Source organism: Acinetobacter sp. Colony158 (genome assembly GCF_019264745.1).
In the GTDB taxonomy this organism is placed as follows: Bacteria; Pseudomonadota; Gammaproteobacteria; order Pseudomonadales; family Moraxellaceae; genus Acinetobacter; species Acinetobacter ursingii.
This window is the reverse complement of record NZ_CP078523.1, coordinates 1962098-1975859: the sequence shown is the minus strand read 5'-3', so window position 1 is coordinate 1975859 and position 13762 is coordinate 1962098. Positions and strand designations below refer to the sequence as shown.

Genomic DNA, 13762 nt, shown 5'->3' with positions numbered 1-13762 from the left:
TAATATTATACAAATTAATTCTTAAGACTTACTTAAGCTTTTATTTTTTATTTTTAACTCCAAAACATAGGCATTCTTTATACTAATTGTTAAAATACTACTTTTCACATGTATTAATAGAGTTATCATGGAAAGTAATAACTTGGAAGAAGTTGTTTTAAATATCTTAAAAAAAGCAAAAATGCGCGCTACTTTACCTAGAATTCATGTCGTACAGACATTAATTGAGGCAGATAAAGAAATAACCGCTTATGAAATTGAGAGAAAAGTTGCTCAAAAAAATAGTAAAAATGTTTATATATCAACCATATACTCTTCACTCAGAGCTTTAGAAATGGCAGGCGTGATACAACGCTTTAAAATAGGAGATCAACAGGCTTACTATTCAATAAAAAAACAAAATGGTTCTATTCGATTATATTGTGAAGAATGTGAAAAAACCTATTTATTAGACAATGATAATATCGAAAAGGATATCTTTGATATTTCTAAAACCAGAAATATATCCATTAAATCTTTTTCTGTTTTTATACAGATAAAATGTGAAGAATGTATGGAGAAAAAACAAAATTAATTCCTACTAATAATCATTATTATTAAGCTTAAAATATTTAAAAATATTATCTTTTTCTACAAATTTATCGAAAATAACAATGTAAATAGATTGTATCTATAATTAAGAATCATTACTATTCGCATACTGTTTATTATTGACTATTAACTATTGGGGCAACAATGGCTTTTATCAAAACGCGAAAGAAAATTGTTTCATCTGCAATTGCTTCTTCATTATCGGTGGTTGCTGTACCTACATTTGCACAAGACAATGTGACTCAACTTCCAACTATCCAAAGTGCAGCAACAGCAACACAACAAGAATCTTTAAAAGTTGATCATTCTGCAAATGCAAAATTTGTTGCTCCTTTACTTGATACGCCAAAATCTGTTGCGATTATTTCTCAACAATTGATTGAAGATACAAATGTTACAACGTTGAGCGATGCGTTACGTACTGTACCCGGGATTACTTTGGGCGCAGGTGAAGGCGGTAACCCAAACGGCGATCGTCCATTTATTCGTGGTTATAGCTCTGAAAGTTCAATGTATATCGATGGCATGCGTAACTCCACTTCACAAAACCGTGAAATGTTTGCAATCGAACAAGTTGAAGTCACCAAAGGTTCTTCATCGTCAATGGGCGGTGCAGGTTCAGTCGGTGGTAGCATCAATATGATTTCTAAAGTAGCCAAGAAAGGCGACTCTTTAGAAGGTTCTATTCAAAATGGTACAGATGATTATCATCGTATTACTCTAGATGCGAATAAAGACTTTGGTAATGGCATTGCTGCTCGTGTTGCAGTTATGGGACATGAAAATGACAAAGCTGGACAAAGTGATGGCACAGAATATAAACGTGCGGGTATTGCACCAAGTATCACGTTCGGTCTGGACAGTGCTACTCGTGCCACTTTAAGTTACTATTATTTAAGAACCGATGATACTCCTGACTCTGGTGTTCCTTATAACAATCCAAATAATTATGCTGCTGGTTCTGGAAAGCCAATTGATGTTAAACAGGGTATTTATTACGGCTGGAAAGACCGCGATTTTCAAAAACAGGAAAATCAAATTGGAACCATCAAGCTTGAACATGATTTGACTGACAGTATTACAATCAGTAATACCGCTGTTTACAACAAATCTAAGAATGACTATGTATGGACTCAACCAGATGATAGTCAGGGTAATTTTATTAATACAACGACTGGTGAATTAAAAGATACAGGTATCTGGCGTCGTGCAAACAGCCGAATTACAGATACTGATACTTTTTCTGATCAATTATCTTTAGCGGGTAAATTTAATACTGGTACATTGAAACACAGTTTCAATGTTGGCGCTGAATATAGTAAAACAGACTCAGATAAAGGTAGCTATACCATTACCGATCCAAATACAAAATCAATTACTGGCGCTGTTGCAAACGGTGCATGTAGCTTAGGTTTGGTCGCTTCTAATGGCTGGTGTACATCGACTTTCAATCCTAATTCAAGTGATCGTTTCCTCGGAACTATTACGGCTAACAAAGCCGTAACTACGACTACATCTGAAACGACCTCTATCTATTTATTGGATAATATTGAATTTAACCCACAATGGTTGTTAGACCTCGGTGTACGTTGGGACAAGTTTGATACTGAACTAAAAACCAATGCCACTGGTGCTAAATTAGAGAACAATACTGATTTCTTTAGTTATCAAGCGGGTCTAACATTCAAACCAACGGAAAATGGCGCAATCTATGCAAGTTATGCAACTTCTGCCAACCCTGTAGGTGCCGATGCTGGCGATGGTTCTGAAACAGCAGTCAATGCAAACAATCAGGATCTAGATCCAGAAAAAGCACGTACATTTGAAGTTGGAACTAAATGGGATCTGTTAAATGACAAGCTCAATTTAACTGCTGCGATCTTCCGTACAGAAAAGCAAAATACACGTATTCAAATCGATCCAACCACTTATACCAATGGCGGGGAAAGTAAGGTTGACGGTATTGAGCTAGGTCTAAACGGAAATATTACGGATAAATGGGCGGTATCAGCGGGCTATACTTACTTAGATAGTGAACAAACTGATCCAGGACCATCTTGCTCACGTACTGGTGTATGTTCTCCAAACAATCCAGCTAAAGGTAAGGATCTTCCAAACGTTCCGACCAACAGCGCAACACTGTGGACAACCTATAAAGTGTTACCGCAGTTGACTTTAGGCGCTGGTGCAATTGCCATGGATAAAGTCTACGGCAACGCTGCCAATACAAAATGGGTACCGGGTTATGTGCGTTATGATGCCATGGTTCGCTACGATGTGAACAAAAATATCAACTTACAGTTGAATGTAAATAACCTATCTGATACACGCTATTTTACCAAAGCTTATGCATCTCACTTTGCTACTGAAGCAGAAGGCCGCAGTGCTGTTGTTGCATTAAACTTTAAATACTAATTCCACATTTTAATTATGGGATTTAAGATAAAATAGCCTCATTCTGAGGCTATTTTATTTTTTATTTATGATCAATTGATCATCTGATAGGTATCACAATGATTCATCATATTCCAAATGTCTTAAGCAAAGAGCAAGTTCAATATTTTCGTGAAGAAATGAATAAAATTGAGTGGGTCGATGGAAAAGTGACCGCGGGAACACTTTCAGCCACGGTCAAACAAAATCAGCAACTTCCAGAAGACCACCCTTTAACGCATCATTTAAGTAATATTATTTTAGAGTCGCTTGGGCAACACCCTTTATTTTTATCTGCTGCGGTTCCTCTGGATATTATTCCTCCCCTCTTTAATCGCTATGAAAATAATGAAGCCTTTGGTTTTCATGTCGATAATTCGATTCGACGCATTCGAGGAACAAATGAGCGTCTAAGAACGGATTTATCCTGTACGGTTTTTTTAAGTGAACCCGAAGAATATGAAGGTGGCGATTTGGTGGTTGAAGACACTTATGGCTATCATGAAGTCAAATTACCGGCAGGCGATATGATCTTGTATCCATCGACCAGCTTGCATGAAGTGACTGCCGTGACTTCTGGCTGTCGTATTGCTTCGTTTTTTTGGGTGCAAAGTATGGTACGAGATGATGCAGAACGTTATATGTTATTTAATCTGGATCAAACCATCCAAAATTTACGGATGCAATTAGGCGATAAACATCAGGAAGTGATCAAACTTACTAACTTGTACCATAATCTGATGCGTAAATGGGCCGAGTTATAATTGCAATATTTTGATCTAAAGTGTGCTCGCCTTGCCTCTTTGTTAGAATTTAATCTTCATACAGGTGCTTCATGATAAAAATACTCTATATCGAAGATGACCTCATGATTGGTAAATCAACTTTCCGATTACTCAAACATGAAAAATTTAATGTCGATTGGGCCAAGACAGGACTCGAAGCTTTAGATTTACTTTTTAATCATGTTTACCATCTGGTCTTACTTGATCTAGGTCTACCTGAATTAGAAGGTTTGGAAGTTCTTAAACATATTCGTCAAAAATGTGATTTAAAACAATTAGGCGTCATTATTATCAGTGCACGAGATCAAAGCCGAGATAAAATTCAAGGGCTTAGACTCGGTGCAGATGATTATATTGTAAAACCTTACGATTTTGATGAGTTAGTCGCTAGGATTGAATCGGTTCTGCGTAGAGGTAAATTTTCGACGATTGAGGAAATCTGCTTTGAAGTCGGAGATACTCAAATGTTTCCCAACACGCGTAAAGTATTAAAACAAGGACATATTGTTGAGCTTTCTGCCAAAGAATGGGCAGTTCTCGAGCCTCTCATGATGTATCCTAATCAGATCTTTTCTCGTCAGACACTTGAACAAAAACTTTATGACTGGGATGTAGAACTGAATAGTAATACCATTGAAGTGCATATCCATAAACTACGGCAGAAGTTGGGTAAAGATTTGATTCGTACCGTCCGAGGATTAGGATATTGTATTGAAACTCGATAAAACAGGAGAAAGATGATTTTTAGCAAACTGCTGCATTTCTATCAAAAACAACCTCTAAGCTCTCGAATGACTTGGAGTATTTCTGTTTTAAGTATTATTTTACTGGTTTTGATTGCAGTTTCTGCGTATCGAATTGCGCTGGAAGAATCACAGGAAGTGATTGATAAACAAATGGAAGAAATGGCGGAATTTCTTGCCAGTGTCAATATTCCACCTCGACTTTCGAGCTATGATCCTTACCGTCGCTATGGCGAAAGAGATGTTTTTATTGATATTGTTGACCTCGACCAACTCCCTGTTTTAATGAAAAATCATAACTATCTGGTCGGTCATTTGGATCATTCCCAATTTATTAGAAAGAATAGCCATCGCGGCAAAATTGTAGCTTATGTTTTGCCACTTGCCGATAAGCAGATTCAGATTAGCCAGTTGGTTTTTGTACGAAAAAATTTAGCTCGTGAATTGGCATTCAATATGCTGATCCCCTATTTTATTTTTATGCCTTTTGCAATTTTAGGCGTTTACTTTATGATTCGATATCATTTAAGACCCCTTGCCGAGTTAAAGACTACCTTTTCGCAGCGAGATTATAATGATTTATCTGAGGTGCAAGTTAAGAACTTGCCCGTTGAGATTACCCCTGCCATAGATGAACTCAATTATTTATTTAAAAGAATTGAAGATGCCCAACAACAACAGCAAAAATTTATTGCCAATGCAGCACATGAACTCAGAACACCACTGACTGCCTTAAGTTTACAAACGGCCTTGCTGATTAAAACACCAAAAGACAATCCTTTTTATCAGGAAAATATTGATGATCTGGAACAAAATCTAAAAAGAATGTCACATCTGGTGCATCAACTCATGACGCTGGCGCATCAGGAAGCACTTTCGAGTGAAGCATTGTATCCTTTGAATTTACTTGAAATCATACGCCAATGTACAGGTCAATTGCTTGCCAATGCTCGTAAAAAGGACATTGATGTACAGGTCAATATCGATGATTTTAATGAAAAAATAGAAGTTCAAGCCACGCTTAGCGCATTGGAAAGTATTTTCCTCAATCTAATTGATAACGCGATTAAATATAGTCCTGAACATGGTCAGATTCTCATTAAATTATTTGAACAATCTGATGGTATTTTGGTCGAAATTCATGATAGTGGTCGTGGTATCGCACCAGAACAATATGATCATGTCATGCAGCGTTTTGTTAGACTGATGGAAACACAATCTCAGATTGTCGGCAGTGGACTTGGCTTATCCATCGTAAAATCTGCATTAGAATCGATTCAGGCCCACATCCAGCTAGATCGCTCAGAAGTATTAAATGGTTTAAAAATAAAGCTGTATTTCAACCTATAAACAGATTATGGTCTTGGTGTCACCAGACAGTTTCTGGCGTAAATTTATCCTGTTTACTTCTTATTGAAGATTAGCACTTTGCTAGCTCGATAAGCCGTACTTCAGATTAGATTTCTCCCCATCACGCCATTACGGATTCTTTTTTTCAATTCTTCCAGAGAAAATTTAGAACGGATATTGAAACTACTGGTGTTTGTTACTCACATTAAAAAACCAATTTTAATGAGCTGACTCAATCTCATAAAAATGGGTCGAACAGACCATTGAGCCACGCGAAACCACATCATGATTTTCACAAGAAAAATAGAAAATACATGTCGCTTAGAGCAATGCTCCACATAATCAAGAATTCAGTATGCTGAGAGCTTATCGTCTCCATATTATTTTAAGCAATGTGCATAGCATCTTATCAAATGTTTTAAATTTTCCAATTTTTCTAAACAATATAGATTTGCGATGGATTCGTTCTGATAAGGTGCGGATAAAAAACCAATGATGATTGCTTTTTTTGAAGTAACTTTTTGAGGCAATAAACTACAATTATTGATGACTTATATTATGAAAATCTTAATTTTTATCACTTTTTAAATCTTTTTATCAACCAACTAAAAAATAATAAATAAATTTTACATTTAAGCCTAGATTGTTATTTTTCTTTAAAATTCCTCCACAATTGTGAGCTATGCTGCGCAAAAATTAACTCCAAACGGAATAAGAATCATGAAACAAGCTCATGTTTTCTGGAAGATTTCACCGCTTAGTTTTGCTTTACTTTCGATTTGTTCATATTCATGGGGAGCGGATGCAGAACCCTCAGCAGCAGCAAGCAATAGTGCAAGTGCTCTATCTGAATCCAGTCCTGCAATACCGCCGACCCAAACCCTAAAAACCATAACTCTTAAAGCGGCGTCGGAACCAAACAGCAAAGATAATGATATCAGTGCAATTCCTAAAACCATCATTACCCGCGAAGAAATGCTGCAATATGGCGACCAATCCGTCAGTGATGCATTACGTCGCGCCGCTGGTTTTCAAATGCCTGCGCCTGGTCAAGGGCCACGTGGGAACAATCCAGCATCGGGTATGCGTTTTCGTGGTGGTGCAGGTCCTACATTTCTCATCAATGGAGAACCTGTTCAGGGCGGCCCCCGTGGTGGTATGTCTGTCATTGATACCATCACCACCGATATGATTGAGCGTATTGAAGTGGTGAAACAACCGAGTGTTGCTCAAGCTTCTGTGGCCTCTTCTGCGGTCATTAATATTATTTTAAAAGAACCATTAAACACGCTCATCAACGGCAATGTACGTGTCGGCTATGGCATCGCCAAATCCAGTCCGCAAGAAGAAGTTCGCAAGCAAGTCAGCGTACAAACCGATGGTCGTGATAACCAATGGAGCTATAGTCTTTCTGCCAATCAAATGTGGCAAGATACGACTTCAGTAACCAAAACCATTGATAATAATGGCGAACGTCAACAGCAAAGAACCACCGATCGCACCATGCAAATGTTTTCTCCACGTCTGGAATATGCGATTGATGACACTCAAAAACTGGTGGCCGATCTGTTTTATCGAAATACTAAAAGTGATGGAACACGTCAGGATCAAATTCAAAAAGATCAAAATGATAGTATTCGTTTAAATACGCGCTATGAAAGAAAAACGGACGATGGCTCGGATAAAGTTCGTATTACAGGTGAACATCAAAATGAAACTGAACTGACAGGTACTCATCAGGGTGATATTTATACCGATGAAACAGTGAACGAATACGCCATTGGTTACGATGGGGTCAGAAAGCTAGATCCAAATAAACAAATCAAATTTGGTTTTGAAGCCCGCAAAAATGAACTGGAAAGCAATGTCGCCAATACACTTGATGAAGAACGTTATGCACTTTATGGCGAGGGAAGCTGGCGTTTTACCGATCAACAAACCGTCACATTAGGTGTACGACAAGAATGGATTAATCGCAGTGGTCTGGTCGATTATAGTGATCAACATGCAAGTCCAGTTTTGGCGCATCGTTATGATTTTGATGATCACTGGTCATTACAAACCAATTTAAGCAAGGCATTTCAGGCACCTAATGCCAGCCGTTTAGCACCAACCGTGACTATCTCGACCGATAGCGATGCAGGAAGTTTGAATAATCCTGATCGAGGCGGTAATCCAGACCTAAAACCTGAACAAATTACTGCGATTGAATCAACACTCGGCTACAACACACCTGCGGGTGGTTTTAATCTCACAGCATTTAATCGTGAAATTAAAGACTATATTGAAAATGTGATTCAGCTTGAAGGTTCGCGCTATGTGCAACGTCCAATCAACCAAGACAAAGCAACTGCCTACGGTGCTGAACTGACAGGGCGCTATGCGATTAAAGAAACTGGAGCAGGACATAGCCTCATGCTGACAGGACAGGTTTCAACTATTCATGTCAGTATTGAAGATACAAATGGCAATGAACGTTTAGCCAGTGATGTTGCGCCTTATACCGCCAGTTCTGGCTTGTCATATAGCTATAAACCATGGAAACTGTCGAACAGCGTAAATATCAGCTATACCCCCAAATTCACACGCGCACTGGATAATCAACCTTATGACCGTACCACCAATCAGCGAGTCACGGTTGATCTAAGCACCACCAAAAACTTTAGTCATAACTGGGGTGCAACTTTGAGTTTAAGAAATATTCTCGGTACAGATTATAAGGAATATTTGCGTAATCAATCTGATGGCAGCTTATATCAAGCCAGAATCAATGAATCGATTCCCAATATTCTGTTGACGATCGAGAAGAAATTTTAAGATTAGACACCCGAATCAACGGTTCTTTTATCCCACATTCAAGCCTTCTTCGATTGCAAGAAGGCTTTTTTATGGCTTAAATTTTAACGACTTTTTATGCGCTTTAATGATTGATAACCTATAATTATTGATATTAATACACATCACGTTGATAACGATGCTGTTCACGAAGTTGTTCTAATTGGATTTCACTTAAAATCTGAATCAACACCTGTTCAACCTGTTGCGCCATGCCACTTAAGCTACCGCAGACATAAATGGCAGCACCATCTGCAATCCATTGTCTGAGCTGATCTGCTTTTTGTAACAGTCGATCCTGCACATAGATTTTTTGTTGTTGATCGCGTGAAAAAGCATAGTCAAGATCTGTTAAAAAACCATGCTGCTGCCAGTGTTGTAACTGCTCTGAATAAAGATGATCATATTGTTGCTGCCGCTCACCAAAAATCAACCAGTTGCGTTGTTGTTGCCAGTGTTCACGTTGATGTAAATGCGACATCAGCCCTGCGATTCCCGTTCCATTACCAATCAGGATCAGTGCTTGCTGTTGTTGAACCAGATGAAAGGATGGATTTGAACGGATCTTTGCTAAAATGTTCTCGCCCATCGCCAAAGCAGCCGTGAGCCATCCTGAGCCTAGACCCAGACCATGTTCAGCCTGTTGCTGGCGAATCACCAATTCCACATAACCCTGCTCTGGAATACTGGCAATCGAATAATCACGGCTCGGCAATGGATCGAAACGCTGCACCCAAGCTTCCACCGCTTCATCAACCAAACGTAGCGGAATATGTCTGAGATTATTGTGGCGTAATTGTTGTTTCAACTCAGGCTGATGAAGAATGTCATCTGCAATGGCGTGTGCTTTTAGAAACGACTGAATCTCAATTTCAGCATTGCCACATTGAACTTCGAAAATATCACCCGATTGCCAATGCATTGTTTCAAGAGCATGCAGTTGCAACTGAAAAATCGGCAATCCTGAACTGCCTGTATTTAAACATTTTCGTTGTTGTAATTGAAATTGCTGCCATGCCTGATGCTTAGTTTTTACATCCAGTTTAATCTCAATCAATTGTTCAATTTGAGCCTGCCATTGCTCCAAATCACGCGGATTCAGCGCGTTGACACAAATCATTTCAAAAAGCGGTTGGGCCTGTTGAGTCTTCAACCATTGATCCAAACGCTGCCCGAATGCACAAAACTGCGCATAACGACGATCACCAAAGGCCAGAACTGCGTATTGCTGTGCAGATAAATCCAGTGATTGCATAAACATTTTTTTGGCAATCGCTCGCGCAGTATCGGGCGCATCACCCTCACCACAAGTACTGACGCACCATAAGATTTTCTTGGCGGCAGTTAATTCAGAGATCGACAAATATTGCAGATCCAGAACAGCACTGAGCTGCCCCGATTGCTGCAATTGATGGGCAAATTGTTTGGCATAATGTTCTACATGACCAGACTGACTGGCATAAACCACCAGATAGCCCTCATGACTGACATTCACCTGTGCAGAAGATCGACGCTGATTGAATAATAAAATCACAATCACGCAAAGATGCACAAATAATAAAACTGAAAGTACAACCAGAATGCAAATGATCGCAGAGGTCATCAAAATGTCCTCATATTGCACACCAAACCAAGAGTATCAAGACCACCAGACTGGCTGCGGTCAGCAGCAGATGTGCCACCAAACGAGTTTTTATACTTAGAAATAAAATATAGCCCGCCAATGAAAGCAATAAAATGAGAATCGCGCTGATATCGATTAGCCAATGCCATGAAGTTCCTACATTTTTACCACGATGCAAATCATTCAGCACCGATACCAAGGTGGCTGATTTTTGGGTAATTTCAGCATCGCCTGTATCCAGAAGTACAGAAATATCGGTTGTTCCTGCGGGACTTTCCAATCGGATCATCACTTCATCATCAAACACTTCACTGCTGCGATAACGTCCCACAATACTTTGCTTTTGACGAATGTAATCCAATAACGCCATACTGGGATTTTCCTGATGCTGAATTTTTTCCAACATCTCGTGAGGAATGGATATTTGATGAGTTTGCTCTTGGGCAGAAGATTTAAACCAGTCTGGATTATTTAAAAATAAACCCGTGAGAGCAAAAAAGATTAAAACCAGAAAGGCAAAAGCAGAAAGCCAGCCATGCACATAACGTGCATGGCGGTAAAAATCACGGCGTTGGTACACGAATAAAATCCCAGTCTATATTTTTAACGATTAATTCACTTTCTGGAAATTCAGTTTTAATGCGCCAATTTCTTTTTGCGCTGGGAGATTTTGACTGGATATTTTGGCTTTTACATCCAAATCAAAAGTCTGATAAGAATGCTCGCCATGCTCTCGCGAAGTTTCGACATGCACAATATATTGACCTGCGGCAACGGCTTTACCTGCATCATCCTTACCATCCCAAGCCAATTTATACTGACCCGGTTGACGTGATGGTTTGGCGACGGCATCCAGATTTGGCATTTGACGACCATAACGACGCCACCAGACATAGTTCGAATTGATCCATTTTTCGTCTTTGCCCCAAACTGCCAGTGTTTTCACCAGTTTTTTATTGCTGTCTGTCACCCAAACGGAAACATAAGGAATACGGTAGTTTTCAACTGCAATTTTAGGAATCACCAGTTCAAGAATAGCCTGATAGCCTGCTGGCCATGACGATGATGCACCGACAGCAACATTTAATAGGTCAGCCTGTGGACGTGCCTCCACCATTTGCCCCCATCCCGTCGTCTGATAGCCATCGCCATTGCTCATGCTGATTTTAGCTTCATATCCGATTAAGGACTCTATGAGGGCCATTCCCTCTTCTGGAGGCATCGCAGCAAGTGCCGTTGCTAAAGCATCAGCATCGGCTGCACAATGACCCACTACCACGCATTGTTCGACCTGTTGCAGTGGCAATCCTGTTTTTGGATCAATTAAATGGCTTTGTCCTGCCAAATCACGATAACCTTTACCACTAAACGCAATCGCTTGACTATTTAAGTTTAAAATCTGTTCAGGTAAGGCATTGTCATATTTTGCCTGTGCGCTTTGCACACCGACTTTCCAGCCAGATTTTTGTGGCGCTTGCCCCCAAACCCGTAAATCTCCCCCAATATCAATCATCACACCTTGTAGAGAAGGTACCGCTTGACGCGCCGCGACTAAAGCACGATCAATAATATAACCTTTGGCATAAGCATCAGGCGCAATCTTGACCGATTTATCGAGTTGAATTCGATTTTGCTGTGCATCCATTTGGATAGGTTGTTGCTGTATTTGCTGAATGACGTGCTGACGGGTATTTTCATCTAATTGATGTACGCCATTATTTTTTTCCCATAAGCCAATCAACTGCCCCAAACGTGCATCAAACGCGCCGCAACTTTTACTGCGCCAATCTTCACATGCCGCAATTACTTCAAATAATTCATTTGAAACCTGTGCATCTTTTTGATGGTTCAACGCACTAATTTCACTATCTGTTCGCCAAGTCGAAAGAATCTGATCTAAGCGGGCAATTTCCTGTTGAATTGCTTGAAATGCTTGGTCTGCCTGATGAGCATTAACCCCCATCATCACTACATCCAAAGAGGTTCCCAAAACATGATCTTGGTGAAAACGATGTGAGTTAAGGTTTAATTCAGACGTAGAATCTGATGATAGCGAAGTTGCAGCAAATGCATTGATGGTCGTCAGTGGAGAAATAAGCGAAATCGCAATGACGATGGGTTTTAAACGAAACACAGATGAGGATTGTTTAAGAACATTTTTCAAAGCAAGATGCGGCATGCCCATTCTCCAGAATTTTCTGCAAAAATAATATTGAAAATGATATTTATTATCAAGTAAATTGTTAGGAAAATGTTTTATTGCGTTACGTTATTTTTCAGAGAGATTTTTATATGCGTACTTCTTGGCTCAAAGCGTTGATTTTAACATCGGCATTTCCTGTTTTAGCATCGGCTCATACCGCGAGTCCTTATATTTTACCTGATGTATTTGATACGTCTTCAGCAAATTCAGTGAGCTTTCAAAGTTCAATTACGCTTGAAAAATTCTTTGTTCCTAGTTTTAATTTTAAAACCAATTATGTGATTAGCACCCCATCAGGACAACAAAAAAATCTTGATGCTGCTGCTGCCTTGAAAAAATTTAATGTCGCAGAATTTGATCTGAATGAAGATGGAACCTATCGTATTCGCACCCAAAACGCGACAGGCAACCCAAGTAAGTATGCATTGGTCGATGGTCGTTGGTTACGTGTTCGTGCCAACCGTATGCCGATGCAAAATCCAAATCAGGCGAATAAACCTGCTGAGACTGCAAAAACTGAACAACGCCCTGCCGCTCCTGCCAATAACCAACCGCCACGATTCGTGAGTGAAGATCAACTCCCCAAAAATGCACAAGTGATCGAAGTGACCAATCATTTGATTGCTGAAAGCTTTGTGACCAAAGGTAAACCGTCTGCCATTCCAGCCGTGAATAACAAAGGCTTTGAAGTCAAACTTCTTAGCCATCCGGGTGAACTTTATGCAGGTGAGGCTTTAAAAGCTCAAGTATTGTTTGATGGTAAGCCTGTTCCCAACCTTGAAATCGATGTATTTAAAGGTGCTGATAGTTATGATTTAAACGCGCAACGTGAACAGCCACATGCCAAAACCAATAACAAAGGTGAAGTTGAAATCAAGTTTGAAAAAACAGGAATTTACCTGATTACAACCGCTTACCCAGAAGCAAATCCTGATGCCACTAAAAAACCAGCCAGCGATATTTATACCTATGGTTTAACGGTTGAAGTTGCAGAATAATAGTTTTTTATTCCTGTTTAGTTTCTCTTGATATTTCTCTTTGGGAGAAATATCAAGACCTATCAAAAAGTTAAAATGAATCATATTTAACCATAAAGATCAGACAGTTTTATCGTTTTAAACTGCCTGATTTTTTAATCACGTTTTTATTAATGTTCAATCAACACCATATTTTTTTAATCATTACAAATCAGATTTGG

The 13762-nt window shown here is 39.3% G+C and carries 10 protein-coding genes; 7 read left to right on the top strand and 3 right to left on the bottom strand.

What is annotated here, in order from left to right; genetic code table 11:
• Window positions 1-127: 127 nt before the first annotated feature.
• From JR005_RS08095 to JR005_RS08070, 6 genes are all read left to right on the top strand, one after another.
• Window positions 128-574, top strand: a complete 447-nt coding sequence (locus JR005_RS08095; protein ID WP_044434869.1) for a Fur family transcriptional regulator — start codon at window positions 128-130, stop codon at window positions 572-574.
• A 161-nt stretch (window positions 575-735) separates the two neighbouring features.
• Entirely contained in the window at window positions 736-3006 is a 2271-nt protein-coding gene (locus tag JR005_RS08090; protein WP_104794919.1) for a TonB-dependent receptor, read from the top strand.
• A 98-nt stretch (window positions 3007-3104) separates the two neighbouring features.
• A complete protein-coding gene (locus JR005_RS08085) occupies window positions 3105-3788 on the top strand; it encodes a Fe2+-dependent dioxygenase (RefSeq protein WP_004992868.1) in 684 nt (227 codons plus the stop codon).
• Window positions 3789-3859: 71 nt separating this feature from the next.
• Window positions 3860-4534 (top strand): response regulator transcription factor, encoded by a 675-nt coding sequence (locus JR005_RS08080; protein WP_104794920.1) that lies wholly within the window; start codon window positions 3860-3862, stop codon window positions 4532-4534.
• A gap of 12 nt (window positions 4535-4546) precedes the next feature.
• A complete protein-coding gene (locus JR005_RS08075; RefSeq protein WP_218664861.1) occupies window positions 4547-5902 on the top strand; it encodes a sensor histidine kinase in 1356 nt (451 codons plus the stop codon).
• A gap of 720 nt (window positions 5903-6622) precedes the next feature.
• Window positions 6623-8719, top strand: coding sequence for a TonB-dependent receptor plug domain-containing protein (locus JR005_RS08070; protein ID WP_151725278.1), 2097 nt, complete (start codon window positions 6623-6625; stop codon window positions 8717-8719).
• 133 nt (window positions 8720-8852) lie between these two features.
• Here the strand turns inward: JR005_RS08070 and JR005_RS08065 are convergent, their stop codons facing one another.
• From JR005_RS08065 to JR005_RS08055, 3 genes are read right to left on the bottom strand one after another with little or no spacing between them, the layout of a single operon-like run.
• Window positions 8853-10340: a sulfite reductase subunit alpha gene (locus tag JR005_RS08065; RefSeq protein WP_218664860.1), complete on the bottom strand. Its 1488-nt coding sequence runs from the start codon at window positions 10338-10340 to the stop codon at window positions 8853-8855.
• 10 nt (window positions 10341-10350) lie between these two features.
• Window positions 10351-10941: a PepSY-associated TM helix domain-containing protein gene (locus JR005_RS08060; RefSeq protein WP_218664859.1), complete on the bottom strand. Its 591-nt coding sequence runs from the start codon at window positions 10939-10941 to the stop codon at window positions 10351-10353.
• Window positions 10942-10971: 30 nt separating this feature from the next.
• Window positions 10972-12540, bottom strand: a complete 1569-nt coding sequence (locus JR005_RS08055; RefSeq protein ID WP_218664858.1) for a DUF2271 domain-containing protein — start codon at window positions 12538-12540, stop codon at window positions 10972-10974.
• A gap of 113 nt (window positions 12541-12653) precedes the next feature.
• On the opposite strand from JR005_RS08055, the gene JR005_RS08050 reads away from it, so the two are divergent.
• Window positions 12654-13562, top strand: a complete 909-nt coding sequence (locus JR005_RS08050) for a DUF4198 domain-containing protein (protein WP_218664857.1) — start codon at window positions 12654-12656, stop codon at window positions 13560-13562.
• Window positions 13563-13762: the final 200 nt, after the last annotated feature.